The sequence below is a fragment of the Mycobacterium sp. NGS67 genome (genome assembly GCF_059812185.1).
In genome coordinates this window covers 162,958-180,965 of the sequence record NZ_JCALCF010000007.1, presented here as the reverse complement: position 1 = coordinate 180,965, position 18,008 = coordinate 162,958, and the positions used below count along the sequence as shown (strand labels likewise).

Here is an 18,008-nt window from a genome sequence, read left to right as displayed (position 1 = left end):
TTGGGCAACGTGCCCCGGGCGTCGTTCCTCACCGGGTCACCGGGTGGTCCGCTGCACGCGGACCACGGCGATGTCGTCGCTCAACCCGCCCATTCCCTGAGCGAGTTCCTCTGCGCCGTCGATCAGCGCGTCGACGAACTCCGGTCCGGCCAGCCCGGCGTGCCCACGCGCCAGAGCCAACAATCCGTCTTCGCCGAGTCGCCGGCCGCCGCTTCCGGAGTAACCCTCGAAGAGTCCGTCGGTCAGCAGCAACAGACCGTGCCCGGCCGGCAGGTGCACCTCAGTCTGCGGCCAGTCGGCGCAATTCAGGCCCAACGCCGGACCATGGGGCGGCTCGAGCCACTCCACCGATCCCGGGCCGTGCACCAGCATCCCGGGATGCCCGGCGCGCACCGCGGTGATCGGAGCGTCGTCGCCCGGTATCGCCAGGCTCAGCACCGTGGCGAAGACGCCGTTGTCGGCGCGTTCGGCGTGCAGCACCCGCTCCAGCTGACGCATCCGATCCACCCCGTGCACGCCGGCGAATGTCAGTGTGCGCCAGGCGATCCGAAGCGCAGCTCCCAACGCCGCCTCGTCCGGGCCGTGACCGGCGACGTCGCCGATGAGCACATGGGTGACCCGGTCAGGGGTCTGCACGACGTCGTAGAAGTCGCCGCACAACAACGCTTTCTCCCGGCTGGGCCGGTACCGGGCAACGATCTCGAGACCCGGGTCCTCCAGCAGCAACGGGGACGGCAACAGGCCGCGTTCGAGCAGCGCGTTCTCCCGGGCGCGCAGCTGGCTGGCATGCAGGTCCGCGGCGATCAGCTCGGCACGTTTGCGTTCGATCGCGTACAACAGCGCGCGGCGCAGCATCTCCGGTTCGACCCGGCCTTTGACGAGATAGTCCTGGGCTCCGGCGGCGACGGCGGAGGCGCCGAAGTATTCGTCGTTGAGTCCGGTGAGCACCACGATCGGCACGGTGGCATCGCTTCGCAGGATCCGGTCCAGCGCGTCGATTCCGTTGGCGTCGGGCAGATTCAGGTCCAGCAGCACACAGTCCGGGCGGGCCGAGGCCAGCTCGCGCTCGGCGTGCGCCATCGACTGCGCCCACACCACCTCGATGTCGGCGACCGCGTCGGCGATCAGTTCTTCCACCAGCACGGCGTCGGCCCGGTCGTCTTCGACCAACAGCAACGACAACGCCCGCCAGCTGGCCGCGGGGGCCACGAAACCCTGCACCGTCAAGTCCCTGTCACCCGCGGGCGCACACGCGAACTCACGTTCTTCACCAAATTCGGCCCCCTGGGCAGTGGCAACACGTCTGGTCATGGGACGACGCGCCGGCATCCGGCAAGTGCGTCGAAGCAGGTCCGAAAAGATCCGGGCGTTATCTTGCCACCTCGACTGGCTTCTCAATCGCGCGTGGACTTGGTCGTCAGCTGGATACTAGGCGGTGGGACGCGGGTTTTCCTGTCGTTCTGGCAAATGTCATCGGAGCTGCTTACGCCGGCGTCAGCGCAACAGGGCCCGGGACATCACGACTCGCTGAATCTGGTTGGTGCCTTCGTAGATCTGGGTGATCTTGGCGTCGCGCATCATCCGCTCGACCGGGAAGTCGATGGTATAGCCGGCGCCGCCGAACAGCTGCACCGCGTCCGTGGTGACTTCCATGGCCACATCGGAAGCCAGGCACTTCGACGCCGCGGAGATGAAGCCCAGATTGCCTTCGCCGCGCTCGGCGCGGGCGGCGGCGGTGTAGACCATCAGCCGGGCGGATTCCACCTTCATGGCCATGTCGGCGAGCATGAACTGCACGGCCTGGAACGAGCTGATCGACTGGGCGAACTGCTTGCGGTCCTTGGTGTAGGCGATCGCCGCGTCCAGGGCGCCCTGCGCGATGCCGACGGCCTGGGCCCCGATGGTCGGACGGGTGTGATCCAGCGTCGCCAGCGCGGTCTTGAATCCGGTGCCGGGCTCGCCGATGATGCGGTCGCCGGGGATCCGACAGTTCTCGAAGTACAACTCGGTGGTGGGCGACCCCTTGATGCCCAGCTTGCGTTCCTTGGGGCCGATCTGGAAGCCCTCGTCGTCGATGTGCACGATGAACGCCGAGATGCCGTTGGCGCCCTTGTCCGGATCGGTCACGGCCATCACGGTGTACCAGGATGACTTGCCGCCGTTGGTGATCCAGGCCTTCGCGCCGTTGAGGATCCAGTCGTCGCCGTCGGCCTTGGCCCGGGTGCGCATCGACGCGGCGTCCGATCCGGCCTCGCGTTCGCTCAGTGCGTAGGAAGCCATCGCGGTGCCGTCGGCGATGGACGGCAACACCTGCTTCTTCAGCTCGTCGGAGCCGCGCAGGATCAACCCCATGGTGCCCAGCTTGTTGACCGCGGGAATCAGCGATGCCGACGCGTCGACGCGGGCGACCTCTTCGATGACGATGCAGGCCGCCACCGAGTCCGCGCCCTGCCCGCCGAATTCCTCGGGGACGTGCACGGCGTTGAATCCCGAGGCGTTCAGCGCGTCCAGCGCTTCCTGCGGGAACCGGGAGTTCTCATCGACGTCGGCGGCGTGCGGGGCGATCTCCTTTTCCGCCAGCGCACGGATCGCCGAGCGCAACTCCTGGTGCTCCTCGGGCAGTTGAAACAGATCGAACGACGGATTTCCGGCCCATCCAGCCATCGCCAGCCTCCTTGCTACTCGTCGGTAACTTTACCCTGTAGCTGCTGCAACGCCGCATCCTTGGCCGCGACGGTCTGCGCCAGCCGGTCCTGGAACTCGACGATGCGCGCCCGCAGTTGCGGGTCCGACGATCCCAGCATGCGCACGGCCAGCAGTCCCGCGTTGCGGGCGCCACCAATCGACACCGTGGCCACCGGCACCCCGGCCGGCATCTGCACGATCGACAACAGCGAATCCAGCCCGTCCAGCCGCGCCAGCGGCACCGGGACACCGATCACCGGCAGCGGGGTCGCCGAGGCGACCATGCCCGGCAGGTGCGCGGCCCCGCCGGCACCGGCGATGATCACCTCGAGACCGCGGTCGGCGGCCTCGCGCGCGTAGTCGAACATGACCGCCGGAGTGCGATGCGCCGAGACCACGCGGACCTCGTGCGGGACGTCGAATTCGGCCAGGGCCGCGGCGGCGTCCTGCATCACCGTCCAGTCGCTGTCGCTGCCCATGATGACCCCGACTCGGGGCTGCGGGCTGGTGTCACTCATGCGCGTCCCATCCGTCCGTCCACTGCGCGTGCGACAACCAGTGTGCCGCCAGCTCGGCCCGTTCCCGCAGCGTGGCCAGGCTTTCCGGGCCGGGGTCGTCGGTGCCGAGGAAGTTGATGTGCCCGATCTTGCGCCCCGGCCGCTCGGCCTTGCCGTACAGGTGCACCCTGGCGTCGGGCATCCGGGCGAACAGGTGATGCAGCCGCTCATCCATGGATATCTGCGGCGTCTCGTCCGCTTTCGCGCCCAGCACGTTGGCCATCACGGTCCACGGCACGACGGCCGCGGTATCGCCGAGCGGATAGTCCAGTACCGCGCGCAGGTGCTGCTCGAACTGGCTGGTCCGCGATCCGTCCATGGTCCAGTGCCCCGAGTTGTGCGGCCGCATCGCCAGCTCGTTCACCACCAACCGCCCGTCGGTGGTCTCGAACAGTTCCACGGCCAGCACCCCGACCACGCCCAGTTCGTCGGCCAGCCGCAGCGCCAGCTGCTGGGCTTCGACGGCCAGCGCCTCGGACAGCTCCGGTGCAGGCGCGATCACCTGCACGCAGATGCCGTCGCGCTGCACGGTCTCCACCACCGGCCAGGCCGCGCCCTGACCGAACGGCGAGCGGGCCACCAGCGCGGACAGCTCCCGGCGCAGCACCACCCGCTCCTCGACGAGTGCCGGCACCCCGCCGGCCAGATATTCGCCCGCGATCTCGCGGGCGTGCGCAAGATCACGCGCCATCGCGACACCGCGGCCGTCGTAGCCGCCCCGGGCCGCCTTGACGACGACGGGACCGTCGGCGAACGCCGCCAGCTCACCGAGGTCGTCCTGACTCTCGAGGCCGAGGTAGCGCGGCACCGGCATGTTCAGCGCCGCCAACCGCCGCCGCATCACCAGCTTGTCCTGGGCGTGCACCAGGGCGGGCGGGGGCGGCAGCACGTTGACGCCCTCGGCGACCAGCTTCTCGAGCAGCTCGGACGGCACATGTTCGTGGTCGAACGTCAGCGCGGTGGCCCCGGCGGCCACCCGGCGCAGGTCCTCCAGCTCGGTGTGCGAACCGATGACCACGTCGGGGCTGACCTGGGCGGCCGGGTCGTCGGTCGAGTTTGCCAGCACACGCAGGGTCTGCCCGAGGGCGATAGCGGCCTGGTGCGTCATCCGGGCCAATTGACCACCGCCGACCATGGCTACCAGGGGAGTTCGGGGACTCGGCACGGCCCTCATGTTGTCACGGCACCTGACCGGCGTGTTTAGTGGCCTTAAACGGCTCAGAATGCCAAATCGTTATGTACCATTTTGCGCCGATTTCGAGATCATCCGTAGACTGGCGTGCTGTGTCCTTTGCCGATGCCACGATCGCGCGTCTCCCCGCGGCTGTTCAGCCCTTTGCGATGCGCCACCACGAGCTGATCAAATTCGCCATCGTCGGCGGCACCACATTCATCATCGACTCGGCCATTTTCTACACGCTGAAGCTGACCATTCTCGAACCCAAACCGGTGACGGCCAAAGTCATCGCCGGGATCGTCGCGGTGATCGCGTCCTACATTCTGAACCGCGAATGGAGCTTCCGTAACCGGGGCGGCCGCGAACGCCACCACGAAGCGTTGCTGTTCTTCGCGTTCAGCGGCGTCGGTGTGTTGCTGAGCATGGCGCCGCTGTATTTCTCCAGCTACGTCCTGCAGCTGCGGGTGCCCAATGTGTCGTTGACCGTGGAGAACCTGGCCGACTTCCTGTCGGCCTACATCATCGGGAACCTGCTGCAGATGGCGTTCCGGTTCTGGGCCTTCCGGCGCTGGGTGTTCCCGGACGCGTTCGCCCGCGACCCGGAGAAGGCGCTGGAGTCGGCGCTGACCGCCGGCGGTATCGCCGAGGTCTTCGAGGACGAGCTGGAAGAGGGCAACGTCACCTTGCTGCGGTCCTGGCGCAACCGCGCCGGCAAGACTCAGCTGGGAGATTCCTCCGAGCCCAGGGTGTCGAAGACTTCGTGATACAGCAGCGCGTGCACATCGCGCAGCCGCGGAATGTTGTGAAACTCCAACGGATCCTGTGACGCCGACTCGATGATCAGCGTTCCGGTGCGGAAGATCCTTTCGAAGACTCTGTCCCGGAACTCCACGCTGTTGATCCGCGCCAGCGGGATGTCGATGCCGCTGCGGGTCAGCACGCCGTGGCGGTACATCACCCGCCGGTTGGTCACCACGAAATGCGTGGTGAGCCAGGACAGGAACGGCCACACCGTCAGCCAGCCGACGATGATCAACCAGATACCCCAGATCACGCCGTAGATGATGTTCTTCGTCATCGGCTGCCACGGGGTGGAGTCGACGAACCCGGAACCGAGCGAGGCCAGCGCGGTCGCCACGATCAGCGCCAGGACCGGCAGGATCAGACGTTTCCAGTGCGGGTGACGGTGCAGGACCACCTGCTCGCCCTTGGCCAGTGCGTTGTCCGGATAGCCCACCGCCCCAAGCTAACGCAAATGGATCACGTCACCGGCGGAAACCACGACGTTCTGCCCGGATTTGTCGGCGTCGCTGTCCCAGGTTTCCAGGCACAACCGGCCCTGCTCGTCGATGTCGCGCGCGATCCCGACGACGGCTCGGTCGCCGGGGAGTTCGGCCCGGACCCGCGATCCGAGGGTCAGGCTGCGGGCCCGGTAGTCGTTGGCCAGCTGGGGGTCGGCTCCCCGCACGGCGCGCCAGGCGGCGATGCGCTCCCCCAGCTCGCGCAACAACCGACGCACCAGCAGGTTGCGATCCAGCTGCGCGACGCCCTCGTTCAGTAGCGAGGTCGCACCGACGTCGGGTGGGGCGTCGCTGACGTTGAGCCCGATGCCGACCACCGCGAACGGTTGTGCCACCTCGGCCAGGATGCCGGCCAGCTTGCCGCTCCCGGCGAGCACGTCGTTGGGCCACTTCAGCCCGGCTTCCACCGGGCTCACCGCGGCCACCGCGTCCACGACGGCCAGCCCGGTAGCCAGCGACAGCCAGCCCCACCCGGCCGTCGGGACGTCGTCGACTCGGACCCCGACCGACATCGTGATCTGCCCTCGCGGCGCCGCCGTCCAGTTCCGGCCATGCCGTCCGCGGCCGGCGGTCTGTTGTTCGGCGATCAGCACCGCGCCGTCGATGTCGGCGCCGTTCGACGCCCGGGTCAGCAGGTCGGCGTTGGTGGAACCGGTTTGCTCGACGACGTCGAGTTGCCGCCAGTAGGAGTCGTCGCCGATCACCTCGGCGCGCAGGGCGGCCTCGTCGAGCCGGTCGCGGTCGGTCACGCGATCAGCTTAAAGACCCGCTTTGCCGGGTCATCCCGGCGCGCCGACGCTCAGCCGCCTACTCGTCCGCGCCGAGCGTGTCGCCAGTGCGAAAATCGACCCGAATTTTGACAGTGGTTACACGCTCGGCGGGGCCAGCGAAGGCTCAGCGTCCGAGCATGTCCCTGACCGCCAGATGGCTGAACAGCATGCTGGTGCCGATCGGGTTGCCGCCGCCGGGATAGGCCAGCCCGCTGGGCGCGGCCATCGTGTTGCCGGCGGCGTACAGGCCGGGGATCGGATTGCCCGAGGTGTCCAGCACCCGCGCGGCGGCGTCGGTGCGCAGTCCACCCTTGGTGCCCAGGTCGGAAATGCCGAAGGCGGCGGCGTGATACGGCGGCCGGTCGATGGGCACCAGCGGCGAGGCGCCGCCGGAGAACGCCCGATCGAATGCCTCGTCGCCGCGGCCGAAGTCCTCGTCCACCCCGGCGGCGGCGAACTGGTTGAACCGGGCCACCGTCGTCGCCAACTGGCCCGGCGGCACCCCGATCTGGGTGGCCAGCGCCTCCAGCGTGTCGGCGGTGTGCCACAGCCCGGCCGCGACGTATTTTTCGGTCTCCACGATCGAGACGTTGGCCGCCTTGACCGGCGGCACCTCCCCTTCGCGGTCGTCGTAAATCATCCAGTACGGCAACGTCACCGACTCGTCCTGCAGCTTGCCGATGATCTCGCGGCCGGCGCGGTCGTAGGCCCGGGATTCGTTGACGAATCGGTTGCCGTCCTGGTTGACGAAGATGCCGCCGGTGAACCACAGCGCGAACGCCGAGCGGCCGTCGGGATGCGTCATGCCCGGCGACCACCACGCCTGGTCCAACAGGTCGGTGTCGGCGCCGACGGCGATGCCGGCCTGCAGCGCCTGGCCGAGGCTGCCCGGCCCGCCCATGGTGTCGCGCGCGTGACCGGGCACGCCGTAGCGGCGGCGCAGCTCGTCGTTGTCTTCGAAACCGCCGGCGGCCAGCAGCACTCCGCGCCGGGTGCGGATCGCGGTGCGTTTGCCCCAGTTGTCCACGACGGCACCCACGACCCGACCGTCGGACACCACCAGCTCGACCAGCGCGGTGTCCCGGCGCAGCGAGGCGTTCGGGTACTGCTTGATCGCCGTCAGGAACCGCGCGATCAGCGCGCGGCCGCCGACGTAGTAGTCGGGCGGGGTTTCGGCGCCGAGCCGGTCGGTGTCCAGCGGTCCGCGGATCTCGTCGCGCAGTTCCGGAGCGGCGGCCACCTTCAGCGGCTTCGCGGCGATGTGACGCTGGCCGTCCAGTCGGGCTTTGGGCGCCTTGCCGTAATAGTCGGGCCAGGGCAGCGGCACGAATTTGATGACGGGATCCTGCTCGAGGTATTCGATCAGGGGCGCGCCGCCGCGCACGAACGTTTCCTGCAGTTCCCGCGGGGTCCGGTCGCCCACCACCGCGTGGTAGTAGGTCAGCGCGTCCTCGATGGTGTCGTCGGTGCCCGTGCGCTTGAGGACGGGATTGCACGGAAACCACACGCCGCCACCGCCGGAGTAGGCGGTGGTGCCGCCGAACTTGTCGGTCGACTCGACGAGCAGCACATTGAGGCCTTCGCGGGCGGCGGTATACGCGCCGGTCACGCCGCCGCCACCGGATCCGGCGACCAACACGTCGCACTCCTCTGCCCAGCGCATTTCCGGATGGCCGTCCATGCCCGGAGACTACTTAAGGGCTCATTAAGGGTCGGGCCGGGTCTGCCGATAACATCGACTCCCATGACAAGCGTCGCCGACCACACCGCAGAGCCCGCCGCCGAGCACACGATCGACATCCACACCACCGCGGGCAAGCTCGCGGAGCTGCACAAGCGTCGGGAGGAGTCGCTGCATCCGGTCGGTGAGGCCGCCGTCGACAAGGTGCACGCCAAGGGCAAGCTGACGGCGCGGGAACGGATTACCGCACTGCTGGACGAGGATTCGTTCGTCGAGCTGGACGCGCTGGCCAAGCACCGCAGCACCAACTTCGGGCTGGAGAAGAACCGTCCGGTGGGCGACGGCGTCGTCACCGGTTACGGCACCATCGAGGGCCGCGACGTCTGCATCTTCAGCCAGGACGCCACGGTGTTCGGCGGCAGTCTGGGCGAGGTGTACGGCGAGAAGATCGTCAAGGTGCAGGAGCTTGCGATCAAGACCGGGCGTCCGCTGATCGGCATCAACGACGGCGCCGGCGCCCGCATCCAGGAGGGCGTCGTCTCGCTGGGCCTGTACAGCAAGATCTTCCGCAACAACATCCTGGCGTCCGGCGTCGTCCCGCAGATCTCGCTGATCATGGGCGCCGCGGCCGGCGGCCACGTGTACTCCCCCGCCCTGACCGACTTCGTCATCATGGTCGACCAGACCAGCCAGATGTTCATCACCGGACCCGACGTGATCAAGACCGTCACCGGCGAGGACGTCACCATGGAGGAACTCGGCGGCGCCCACACCCACATGGCGAAGTCGGGCACGCTGCATTACGTCGCGTCCGGGGAGCAGGACGCCTTCGAGTACGTGCGCGACCTGCTCAGCTACCTGCCGCCGAACAACGCCACCGACCCGCCGCGGGAGCCGGCGCCGCTGCCGGTGGGTCCGATCGAGGACAACCTGACCGACGAGGACCTCGAACTGGACACCCTGATCCCGGACTCGCCCAACCAGCCCTACGACATGCACGAAGTGATCGTGCGCATCCTCGACGACGACGAGTTCCTCGAGGTGCAGGCGGGCTACGCGCAGAACATCATCGTCGGGTTCGGTCGCGTCGAGGGCCGGCCGGTCGGGATCGTGGCCAACCAGCCCACCCAGTTCGCCGGCTGCCTGGACATCAACGCCTCGGAGAAGGCCGCCCGGTTCGTGCGGACCTGCGACTGCTTCAACATCCCGATCGTGATGCTGGTGGACGTGCCGGGGTTCCTGCCGGGCACCGGCCAGGAATACAACGGCATCATCCGGCGCGGCGCCAAGCTGCTCTACGCCTACGGCGAGGCGACCGTCCCGAAGATCACCGTGATCACCCGCAAGGCCTACGGCGGCGCTTACTGCGTGATGGGTTCGAAGGACATGGGTTGCGACGTCAACCTGGCGTGGCCGACGGCCCAGATCGCGGTGATGGGCGCCTCCGGCGCGGTCGGGTTCGTGTACCGGCAGAAGCTGAAGGAGGCCGCGGAGGCCGGCGAGGACGTCGACGGGCTGCGGCTGCAGTTGCAGCAGGAGTACGAGGACACCCTGGTCAACCCCTACATCGCCGCCGAGCGCGGCTACGTCGACGCGGTGATCCCGCCGTCGCACACCCGCGGTTACGTCGGCACCGCGCTGCGGCTGCTGGAACGCAAGATCGCGCAGTTGCCGCCGAAGAAGCACGGGAACATCCCCCTGTGAGGCAACTAGTGCCGAGCAGACGCAAAAGCACCCCATTTCGGCACGAAATGGGGACTTTTGCGTCTGCTCGCCCAACTTCACCAGCGACGGGAGTGAGATGACTGAGGTGACCGAGGAGACGCAGCCGGCCGAGGAGGCGCCGCACGCGCACGAACCGCACCTCAAGGTCGTCAAGGGCCACCCGAGCGACCAGGAGCTGGCGGCGCTGATCGCCGTGTTGGGCTGCATCGGCGGTGGGACGCCCCCACCGGAACCCGAACCGGCCCGGTGGGGTCTGCCGGTGGACAAGTTGCGCTACCCGGTCTTCAGTTGGCAGCGCATCACCCTGCAGGAAATGACGCACATGCGTCGATGATCCGCCTGGTGCTCGGGTCGGCCTCATCGGGACGGCTCACGGTGCTGCGCCAGGCGGGTGTCGACCCGCTGGTGCTGGTCTCCGGCGTCGACGAGGACGGACTGATCGCCGCGCTGGGTCCGACCGCCGCGCCCGGCGAGGTGGTGCGGGCGCTGGCCACCGCGAAGGCCGAACACGTGACGTCGGTGCTGCCCGACCGTGCGGTCACGGCGGATTGCGTTGTGCTCGGCTGTGATTCGATGCTCTACCTCGACGGCCGGTTGTGCGGCAAACCCGCGTCGGTCGAGGACGCGCGCCGGCAGTGGGAGTCGATGGCCGGACGCCGCGGACACCTGCACACCGGGCATTGCCTGGTTCGGATACGCGACCACACCGTCGTGCGAACCGAGGCCGAAACATCGGTCACCACAGTGCAATTCGGGACCCCGTCCCGCGACGACCTGGAGGCGTACCTGGCCAGCGGCGAACCGCTGAAGGTGGCGGGCGGGTTCACCCTGGACGGCTTGGGCGGCTGGTTCGTCGACGGGGTGGACGGCGACCCGTCGACCGTGATCGGCGTGAGCCTGCCGCTGTTGCGCTCGCTGTTGGGACGGGTCGGGGTGTCGGTCGCGTCGTTGTGGGCCGCCAATCCGACGCCGGAATCGGAGTAACAGCTAAACGCTCGACTTGCAGTTGATCGGGGGTGAGCGACTGAGCGGTGTCGGTGACGATTTCCGCCGCATTGCCGGCTCAAGCACGGTTGTGAAGCCTTGGCTTTGAGTGTGAAGTGACGGCTTTCGGCGTGCAGTCTGGGCGGGAAAATCGGCAGGATCCCGCCCAGGTTTCACCCCCAACGCCCAGATTTCACGCGCAACGCCCAGGTTTCACGCGCAACGCCCAGGCTTCACGCGCAACGCCCAGGTTTCACACCAAAAGCCCGGCGCACCGCACCGCGGCGCGGTCTGAAGGTCGAAACGATGCGGTCGGCGAAGCCTTAATCCGCAGCCGAGAACCAACCCTGCAGACGCCCGAGAAGCACTGCGCCCAACACTCAACCGAGCTGTTCGACTCGCTTTAGTAGGCTCGGTGACGTGCCACTTCCCCCAGATCCCAGCCCCACCCTGTCGGGCTACGCCAACCCCGAACGGCTCGTCACGGCCGACTGGCTGTCCGCCCACATCGGCTCTCCCGGCCTGGCAATCGTCGAATCCGACGAGGATGTGCTGCTCTACGACGTCGGCCACATTCCCGGAGCCGTCAAGATCGACTGGCACACCGACCTCAACGACCCACGGGTGCGCGACTACATCACCGGTGACCAGTTCGCCGCGCTGATGGACAGCAAGGGCATCGCCCGCGACGACACGGTGGTGATCTACGGCGACAAGAGCAACTGGTGGGCGGCCTACGCGTTGTGGGTGTTCACCCTGTTCGGTCACCCCGATGTGCGCCTGCTCAACGGCGGACGCGACCTCTGGCTCGCCGAACGCCGCGACACCACCCTTGAGGTCCCGACCAAGACCTCGGCCGGCTATCCCGTCGTGCAGCGCAACGACGCGCCGATCCGGGCTTTCAAAGAAGACGTGCTCGAGGCGCTGGGCAGTCAGCCGCTGATCGACGTGCGCTCCCCCGACGAATACACCGGCAAGCGCACCCACATGCCCGACTACCCCGAAGAGGGCGCGCTGCGCGCCGGCCACATCCCCACCGCACGGTCCATCCCGTGGGGCAAGGCCGCCGACGAGAACGGCCGCTTCCGCAGCCGCGAGGAACTCGAAGAGCTCTACGGCTTTCTGAACCCCGACGACCGGACCATCGTCTATTGCCGCATCGGCGAACGGTCCAGCCACACCTGGTTCGTGCTGACCCATCTGCTGGGCAGATCCGGCGTGCGCAACTACGACGGGTCGTGGACCGAGTGGGGTAACACCGTGCGCGTGCCGATCACCGCCGGCCCCGAACCAGGACCAGCACCGGCCACATGACGATGCCCGCGCCGCTGGCCGAGGTGGTGTCCGACTTCGCCGAAGTCCAGGGCCAGGACAAGCTGCAGCTGCTGCTGGAGTTCGCCGGTGAACTCCCAGCCCTGCCGGCACATTTGGCCGAATCCGCGATGGAGCCGGTCCCCGAATGCCAGTCACCGCTGTTCCTGCACGTCGACGCCCGCGACCGCGACCGGGTGCGGCTGCATTTCAGCGCGCCGGCCGAGGCGCCGACCACCCGCGGATTCGCGTCGATCCTGGCCGCCGGCCTCGACGAGCAACCCGCCGCCGACATCCTCGCGGTGCCCGAGGACTTCTACACCGATCTCGGTCTGGCCGAGCTGATCAGCCCGCTGCGGCTGCGCGGAATGTCGGCGATGCTGGCGCGAATCAAGCGCCGGCTTCGCGAATCCGCCTGAATCGGGGAACCGCGTGACCGGGCCGACGGGGCGCCGCATAAACTTCCCCGACAAGGCTTGTAAGAAATTCTCTTAAAGACGAAAAGACGTCCAAACCAGGAGGCGCAGTGCCCAGTCACGCCAGTTCGCGGATCTCCAAAGTTCTCGTCGCCAACCGCGGCGAGATCGCCGTCCGGGTGATCCGGGCAGCCCGGGATGCCGGACTCGCCAGCGTGGCGGTGTACGCCGAGCCCGACGCCGAGGCTCCGCACGTCGCCCTGGCCGACGAGGCCTTCGCGCTGGGCGGCCAAACCTCCGCGGAGTCCTACCTGGACTTCGGCAAGTTGCTCGACGCGGCCGCCAAGTCCGGCGCCAACGCCGTGCACCCCGGCTACGGCTTCCTGTCGGAGAACGCCGACTTCGCTCAGGCGGTGATCGACGCCGGCCTGATCTGGATCGGGCCCAGCCCGCAGTCGATCCGCGACCTCGGCGACAAGGTCACCGCGCGCCACATCGCTGCCCGCGCGCAGGCTCCGCTGGTGCCCGGCACCCCCGACCCGGTCAAGGACGCCGACGAGGTGGTCGCGTTCGCCAAGGAGTACGGCGTGCCGATCGCGATCAAGGCCGCGTTCGGTGGCGGCGGCCGCGGCATGAAGGTGGCCCGTTCCATCGAGGAGATCCCCGAGCTGTTCGAGTCGGCCACCCGGGAGGCCGTCGCCGCGTTCGGCCGTGGTGAGTGCTTCGTGGAGCGCTATCTGGACAAACCCCGCCACGTCGAGGCACAGGTGATCGCCGACCAGCACGGCAACGTCATCGTCGCCGGCACCCGGGACTGCTCGCTGCAGCGTCGGTTCCAGAAGCTGGTCGAGGAGGCGCCGGCGCCGTTCCTCACCGACGCCCAGCGCAAGGAGATCCACGAGTCCGCCAAGCGGATCTGCAAGGAAGCTCACTACTACGGCGCCGGCACCGTCGAGTACCTCGTCGGCCAGGACGGGCTGATCTCGTTCCTGGAGGTCAACACCCGCCTTCAGGTGGAGCACCCGGTCACCGAGGAGACCGCCGGGATCGACCTGGTGCTGCAGCAGTTCAAGATCGCCAACGGCGAGAAGCTCGACATCTCCGAGGACCCGACGCCGCGCGGGCACGCCATCGAGTTCCGGATCAACGGCGAGGACGCCGGTCGCGGCTTCCTGCCCGCGCCCGGCCCGGTGACCCGCTACGACACCCCCAGCGGTCCCGGCGTCCGGCTGGACTCCGGTGTGGTGGCCGGTTCGGTGATCGGCGGCCAGTTCGACTCGATGCTGGCCAAGCTGATCGTCTACGGCGCCACCCGCGAGGAGGCGCTTGCACGTTCCCGACGTGCGCTGGACGAGTTCCACGTCGAGGGGCTGGCGACCGTCATCCCGTTCCACCGCGCCGTGGTGTCCGACCCGGCGTTCATCGGCGATGAGAACGGCTTCACCGTTCACACCCGCTGGATCGAGACCGAGTGGGACAACACCATCGAGCCCTTCACCGGCGGCGAACCGCTGGACGAAGAGGAGTCCCGGCCGCGGCAGAAGGTCATCGTCGAGGTCGACGGCCGCCGCGTCGAGGTCTCCCTGCCCGGCGACCTGGCGCTGTCCAGCGGCGCTCCCGACGCCGTCGGTGTGGTACGCCGTAAGCCCAAGGCGCGCAAGCGAGGCGGGCACGGCGGTGCGGCGGCCTCCGGTGACGCGGTGACGGCTCCCATGCAGGGCACCGTCGTCAAGGTCGCCGTCGAGGAGGGCCAACAGGTATCCGCCGGCGACCTGGTGGTGGTGCTGGAGGCGATGAAGATGGAGAACCCGGTCACCGCCCACAAGGACGGGGTGATCACCGGGCTGGCGGTGGAGCCGGGCGCGGCCATCACTCAGGGCACGGTGCTCGCCGAGATCAAGTAGCGCTTCGGCGCTTCCAGCGCTTCGAGCGTCGAGTGTGTGCGGCTACCCGCGCACTCGGCGCCGAATGCGCGGCAGGCTGCACACTCGCGAAAAACTCACTCCAACTGGTCGCGCAGCCGCGCCAGCGATTTGGCCAGCAGCCGGGAGACGTGCATCTGCGAGATCCCGACCCGCTCGGCGATCTGCGTCTGCGTCATCGACTCGAAGAAGCGCAGTACCAACACCATTCGCTCGCGTTCCGGCAGCGCTTCGAGCAGCGGGCGCAGCGCCTCGCGGTTCTCGATCCGGTCCAGGCCCTGGTCCACATCGCCCAGGGTGTCGGCGATGGCACGCGCGTCGTCGTCCTCGTTGCCGCCGCCGCTGTCGATGGACAACGTGTTGTAGGAGCTTCCCGCGACCAGACCTTCGACGACTTCGGCGCGGTCCATACCCAGTTCGACGGCGAGTTCGGTTGCGGTGGGGGCTCTTCCCAGCCGCTGCGACAACTCGGCGGTCGCGGTGCCCAACCGCAGGTGCAGCTCCTTGAGCCGGCGCGGCACCTTGACCGACCAGCTGTTGTCACGGAAGTGCCGCCGGACCTCGCCCATGATGGTCGGGACGGCGAAAGAGACGAAGTCCGAACCGGTTTCGACGTCGAAGCGCACCACCGCGTTGACCAGTCCGACCCGCGCGACCTGGATCAGGTCGTCGCGTGGTTCGCCGCGGCCCTCGAATCGCCGGGCGATGTGGTCAGCCAGCGGCAGGCAGCGTTCCACGATCTTGTCCTGGTTGCGCTGGAACTCCGCCGAGCCGGCAGCAAAGGTGGCCAGCTCGCGGAACATGTCCGGAACATCGGCGTATTCGTTAGGTCGAGATTGGGAACCGCCGGCAGTTTGCTCTGTCAACTGGCCGTCACTTACTAGTGGCCGCCCGTCGCGCTGTCAACGAAATTCCGAAGACACTGCCCGTTGCGTCGGGCTCGCGACCGTCGTGGAACGTCTGGACGTCATCGGCCAGCGAGGTGAGTACATGCCAACTGAAACTGCCGGGGGCCACTACGTCGTGGGTGTCGCACGCGGCGGACGCCTCCACGACGAGTTCCTCGTCGCGCGGGTCCACCACCAGGGTCAGCGTGGCGCCGGGAGTCGCCGAGCGGATCAGCCGGGTGCACACCTCGTCAACGGCCAGCCGCAGATCCGCGACGGCGTCGAAATCCAGGTCTTCGAACGTGCCGATGGTACCGACCAGGGTGCGCAGCATTGCCAGGTTCTCCAAGCGGGCCGCGACGTTCAGTTCGACGGCGCGGTAACCGCGTTGGCGCCCGTCAGCGCGCAGATCCGCATCGGTCATGTGGCCTCCCGGCATAGTTCGACCGACATTACTCCTGGCTTGGTCACGGGCTGCGGCGCCGGGTTGCGGCTCGCCGTGTACCAAGGGGTCGAGCCGGTTGGTCATGATCGCCACCGGATATTCAACCAGTTGTCGGCGAGACAGACGTCTCCGACCCCACCGGCGCGCGCCGACTGCAGCACGTCGCGGTGATAGCCGGGGTGATGAAGGTGCTGAGCGTAGGTGCTCTCGTGATTCGGTCCCCCATGATGGGGTATCCACGCTATTGGACAATTGCCGGTACTCATCATGGTGCTCTCCTGATACCCAGTCACCGGCGGGGGTAAAACTACGAAACCCGTCGTTTCCGGCCGGGTGCTGCGCCGCGTCTGAGCCGACCTTACCGGGCGGCCGCACACCACCGATCGCCCGGTTACCGGGGGGCGCTCGATGAAGTATCGACCAGCCGTCAGCTGGCCAGGCGCTGGCGCTGGACTTCTGGATGCTCGGTGTACCAGCGGTCGGCGATGCGACGGATCCGGCGGTGCTCGAAAGCCAGCCAGACCAGTCCGATCACCGTGAGTACGCCCGCCAACACGCCGAAGGTCATGCCTTGCGAATAGTGCTGGGTACCGAACCCGGCAAGAGATCCGACGCCGGCAATCAACCCGGCCACCACCATCAGGTAGCCCGGCCAGTGCAGCACATCGATCAGCGATTCGCCGGCAAGTGGCCGCGTCGTCCGCAAGTGGTCGACGGGGTCACGATAGGTGTCCCCCATGGCAGCCTCCTATCGGATGCGATTTCTGCGTGAGTGCCCGTGTGGGCACTAACTCCACGGTAGAACTCGGCAAACCCGATTGGGGAGGTTGACGGACGAAAATTTGCGGTTTACGCGGCCGGGCCGTCAGAGGGCCAACACCGGACCGGCGATGGGCGGGACACCCATCGACAGCGCGATCACCATCAGTGTCAGCAGGAACCAGCCGGCGCCGTGCCACCCCCACCAGACGCCGTTGTCGCGCCACACCCGGTAGGTGCGGAAGAACGCCCACACTCCGGCGAGCAACAAGATCAGCGGACCGCCGAACGCCAGCATCGTCCGCTCCGGCGGGCCACAGGCCACCGTGTCGATGCTTCCGCCGCCGCAGGTGCTGACCCAGAGGGCGGCCATCACCACGAAGCCGACTCCGGCCGCGGTCGCCAGCACCGCGAACTTGATGGCGGCATGGACTTCCCTGTCGTCGTGACCCAACCGGTCACCACGCACTCTCTCGTCTGCGGTACGCATCGGAGCACCTCGAATCTGGCGGCTACACCCAACCCCGGAAACCCGTTTTTGTCCAATACCCAGCGACAACGGTGGGCAAACCGGCCGCGGAGGCCTGCGGTCGCGATCCCGGAAGGCCACTTCACGAAACGCTGCTACGGCGACGAAGGGGCGGCTGGCGCGGCCGACTGAGGATCCGCCGTAGCGAAGCCCTTATCCGGCGTGAGTAGTATCACTACTTATGGCGACAGCCAGGAGGCGGTTATCGCCCGAGGATCGACGCGCTGAGTTGCTCGCCCTGGGGGCGGAAGTCTTCGGGAAGCGACCCTATGACGAGGTGCGGATCGACGAGATCGCCGAGCGCGCCGGAGTGTCACGCGCGCTGATGTACCACTACTTCCCCGACAAGCGGGCGTTCTTCGCCGCGGTCGTCAAGGACGAGGCGGACCGGCTCTACTCGGCGACCAACATCCAGCCGGCGCCGGGCATGACGATGTTCGAGGAGATCCGGACCGGCGTGCTGGCCTATATGGCCTACCACGAGCAGAACCCGGAGGCGGCGTGGGCGGCTTACGTCGGCCTCGGCCGGTCCGACCCGGTCCTGCTCGGCATCGACGACGAAGCCAAGAACCGCCAGATGGAACACATCATGACGCGGATCGGCGAAGTGGTCAGCGGCATGCCGGGCACGGCGGCGCTGGAAGCCGAGGTCGAGCGCGACCTGCGGGTCATCATCCACGGCTGGCTGGCGTTCACGTTCGAGATCTGCCGGCAACGGATCATGGACATGACGCTGGAAGCCGACCGGCTGGCCGACGCGTGCGCGCACACCCTGCTCGAGGCGATAGCCCGGGTGCCGGAGATCCCCGGCGAGCTGGCCGAGGCGATGTCGACCGCGCGCTTCAAACCGCAGGTCTGA

18 protein-coding genes and 1 pseudogene are annotated in these 18,008 nt (G+C 67.9%); 8 read left to right on the top strand and 11 right to left on the bottom strand.

Annotation, left to right across the window (positions count from 1 at the left end; translation table 11 throughout):
• Positions 1-36 precede the first annotated feature (36 nt).
• The 4 genes from AC5Y4D_RS08825 to AC5Y4D_RS08810 all read right to left on the bottom strand — a co-directional run bounded on the left by AC5Y4D_RS08825 (position 37) and on the right by AC5Y4D_RS08810 (position 4,416).
• Positions 37-1,182, bottom strand: coding sequence for a PP2C family protein-serine/threonine phosphatase (locus tag AC5Y4D_RS08825; protein ID WP_499941903.1), 1,146 nt, complete (start codon positions 1,180-1,182; stop codon positions 37-39).
• A 312-nt stretch (positions 1,183-1,494) separates the two neighbouring features.
• Entirely contained in the window at positions 1,495-2,664 is a 1,170-nt protein-coding gene (locus tag AC5Y4D_RS08820; protein WP_499941724.1) for an acyl-CoA dehydrogenase, read from the bottom strand.
• Positions 2,665-2,678: 14 nt separating this feature from the next.
• A complete protein-coding gene (gene purE, locus AC5Y4D_RS08815) occupies positions 2,679-3,203 on the bottom strand; it encodes a 5-(carboxyamino)imidazole ribonucleotide mutase (RefSeq protein ID WP_499941723.1) in 525 nt (174 codons plus the stop codon).
• On the bottom strand, positions 3,196-4,416 hold the full coding sequence (locus tag AC5Y4D_RS08810; protein ID WP_499941721.1) for a 5-(carboxyamino)imidazole ribonucleotide synthase: 1,221 nt from the start codon (positions 4,414-4,416) through the stop codon (positions 3,196-3,198). Before AC5Y4D_RS08810 ends, purE begins: the two co-directional genes overlap by 8 nt.
• A 110-nt stretch (positions 4,417-4,526) precedes the next feature.
• Here AC5Y4D_RS08810 and AC5Y4D_RS08805 point away from each other — a divergent pair, with 110 nt between their 5' ends.
• Entirely contained in the window at positions 4,527-5,183 is a 657-nt protein-coding gene (locus AC5Y4D_RS08805; RefSeq protein ID WP_499941720.1) for a GtrA family protein, read from the top strand.
• On the opposite strand, the gene AC5Y4D_RS08800 is transcribed toward AC5Y4D_RS08805, so the two are convergent.
• From AC5Y4D_RS08800 to AC5Y4D_RS08790, 3 genes are all read right to left on the bottom strand, one after another.
• On the bottom strand, positions 5,138-5,656 hold the full coding sequence (locus AC5Y4D_RS08800) for a PH domain-containing protein (RefSeq protein WP_499941718.1): 519 nt from the start codon (positions 5,654-5,656) through the stop codon (positions 5,138-5,140). The two genes, AC5Y4D_RS08805 and AC5Y4D_RS08800, sit on opposite strands and share 46 nt — an antisense overlap.
• A 9-nt stretch (positions 5,657-5,665) precedes the next feature.
• A complete protein-coding gene (locus AC5Y4D_RS08795) occupies positions 5,666-6,469 on the bottom strand; it encodes a biotin--[acetyl-CoA-carboxylase] ligase (protein ID WP_499941717.1) in 804 nt (267 codons plus the stop codon).
• 145 nt (positions 6,470-6,614) lie between these two features.
• A complete protein-coding gene (locus AC5Y4D_RS08790; protein ID WP_499941715.1) occupies positions 6,615-8,171 on the bottom strand; it encodes an FAD-binding protein in 1,557 nt (518 codons plus the stop codon).
• Positions 8,172-8,234: 63 nt separating this feature from the next.
• Here AC5Y4D_RS08790 and AC5Y4D_RS08785 point away from each other — a divergent pair, with 63 nt between their 5' ends.
• From AC5Y4D_RS08785 to AC5Y4D_RS08760, 6 genes and pseudogenes are all read left to right on the top strand, one after another.
• Positions 8,235-9,875: an acyl-CoA carboxylase subunit beta gene (locus tag AC5Y4D_RS08785; RefSeq protein WP_499941713.1), complete on the top strand. Its 1,641-nt coding sequence runs from the start codon at positions 8,235-8,237 to the stop codon at positions 9,873-9,875.
• Positions 9,865-10,230: pseudogene (locus tag AC5Y4D_RS08780) on the top strand (acyl-CoA carboxylase subunit epsilon); the annotation flags it as partial. The gene AC5Y4D_RS08785 and the pseudogene AC5Y4D_RS08780, both read left to right, overlap by 11 nt.
• Positions 10,227-10,880, top strand: a complete 654-nt coding sequence (locus tag AC5Y4D_RS08775) for a Maf family protein (RefSeq protein ID WP_499941711.1) — start codon at positions 10,227-10,229, stop codon at positions 10,878-10,880. The pseudogene AC5Y4D_RS08780 and the gene AC5Y4D_RS08775, both read left to right, overlap by 4 nt.
• Positions 10,881-11,300: 420 nt before the next feature.
• Positions 11,301-12,194, top strand: coding sequence for a sulfurtransferase (locus tag AC5Y4D_RS08770; protein WP_499941710.1), 894 nt, complete (start codon positions 11,301-11,303; stop codon positions 12,192-12,194).
• Positions 12,191-12,610, top strand: a complete 420-nt coding sequence (locus AC5Y4D_RS08765) for a SufE family protein (RefSeq protein WP_499941708.1) — start codon at positions 12,191-12,193, stop codon at positions 12,608-12,610. The genes AC5Y4D_RS08770 and AC5Y4D_RS08765 overlap by 4 nt, the downstream gene beginning before the upstream one ends.
• Positions 12,611-12,717: 107 nt before the next feature.
• A complete protein-coding gene (locus tag AC5Y4D_RS08760) occupies positions 12,718-14,511 on the top strand; it encodes an acetyl/propionyl/methylcrotonyl-CoA carboxylase subunit alpha (RefSeq protein ID WP_499941706.1) in 1,794 nt (597 codons plus the stop codon).
• A gap of 95 nt (positions 14,512-14,606) precedes the next feature.
• On the opposite strand, the gene AC5Y4D_RS08755 is transcribed toward AC5Y4D_RS08760, so the two are convergent.
• From AC5Y4D_RS08755 to AC5Y4D_RS08740, 4 genes are all read right to left on the bottom strand, one after another.
• Positions 14,607-15,395, bottom strand: coding sequence for an RNA polymerase sigma factor SigF (locus AC5Y4D_RS08755; RefSeq protein WP_499941704.1), 789 nt, complete (start codon positions 15,393-15,395; stop codon positions 14,607-14,609).
• Positions 15,396-15,402: 7 nt separating this feature from the next.
• A complete protein-coding gene (locus AC5Y4D_RS08750; protein ID WP_499941703.1) occupies positions 15,403-15,840 on the bottom strand; it encodes an anti-sigma factor in 438 nt (145 codons plus the stop codon).
• Between the two features lie 448 nt (positions 15,841-16,288).
• The gene (gene usfY / locus AC5Y4D_RS08745) at positions 16,289-16,600 is read right to left on the bottom strand and encodes a protein UsfY (RefSeq protein ID WP_499941701.1); all 312 of its coding nucleotides are present in this window, start codon (positions 16,598-16,600) and stop codon (positions 16,289-16,291) included.
• 126 nt (positions 16,601-16,726) lie between these two features.
• Positions 16,727-17,110: a hypothetical protein gene (locus AC5Y4D_RS08740; RefSeq protein ID WP_500036954.1), complete on the bottom strand. Its 384-nt coding sequence runs from the start codon at positions 17,108-17,110 to the stop codon at positions 16,727-16,729.
• Between the two features lie 220 nt (positions 17,111-17,330).
• On the opposite strand from AC5Y4D_RS08740, the gene AC5Y4D_RS08735 reads away from it, so the two are divergent.
• On the top strand, positions 17,331-18,008 hold the full coding sequence (locus AC5Y4D_RS08735; protein ID WP_499941697.1) for a TetR/AcrR family transcriptional regulator: 678 nt from the start codon (positions 17,331-17,333) through the stop codon (positions 18,006-18,008).

Excerpts from the sequence above, each read along its gene's own strand:
- AC5Y4D_RS08820 (WP_499941724.1), bottom strand. The coding sequence starts at position 2,664 with ATGGCTGGATGGGCCGGAAATCCGTCGTTCGATCTGTTTCAACTGCCC.
- purE (WP_499941723.1), bottom strand. The coding sequence starts at position 3,203 with ATGAGTGACACCAGCCCGCAGCCCCGAGTCGGGGTCATCATGGGCAGC.
- AC5Y4D_RS08810 (WP_499941721.1), bottom strand. The coding sequence starts at position 4,416 with ATGAGGGCCGTGCCGAGTCCCCGAACTCCCCTGGTAGCCATGGTCGGC.
- AC5Y4D_RS08790 (WP_499941715.1), bottom strand. The coding sequence starts at position 8,171 with ATGGACGGCCATCCGGAAATGCGCTGGGCAGAGGAGTGCGACGTGTTG.
- AC5Y4D_RS08785 (WP_499941713.1), top strand. The coding sequence starts at position 8,235 with ATGACAAGCGTCGCCGACCACACCGCAGAGCCCGCCGCCGAGCACACG.
- AC5Y4D_RS08775 (WP_499941711.1), top strand. The coding sequence starts at position 10,227 with ATGATCCGCCTGGTGCTCGGGTCGGCCTCATCGGGACGGCTCACGGTG.
- AC5Y4D_RS08765 (WP_499941708.1), top strand. The coding sequence starts at position 12,191 with ATGACGATGCCCGCGCCGCTGGCCGAGGTGGTGTCCGACTTCGCCGAA.
- AC5Y4D_RS08750 (WP_499941703.1), bottom strand. The coding sequence starts at position 15,840 with ATGACCGATGCGGATCTGCGCGCTGACGGGCGCCAACGCGGTTACCGC.
- usfY (WP_499941701.1), bottom strand. The coding sequence starts at position 16,600 with ATGGGGGACACCTATCGTGACCCCGTCGACCACTTGCGGACGACGCGG.
- AC5Y4D_RS08740 (WP_500036954.1), bottom strand. The coding sequence starts at position 17,110 with ATGCGTACCGCAGACGAGAGAGTGCGTGGTGACCGGTTGGGTCACGAC.
- AC5Y4D_RS08735 (WP_499941697.1), top strand. The coding sequence starts at position 17,331 with ATGGCGACAGCCAGGAGGCGGTTATCGCCCGAGGATCGACGCGCTGAG.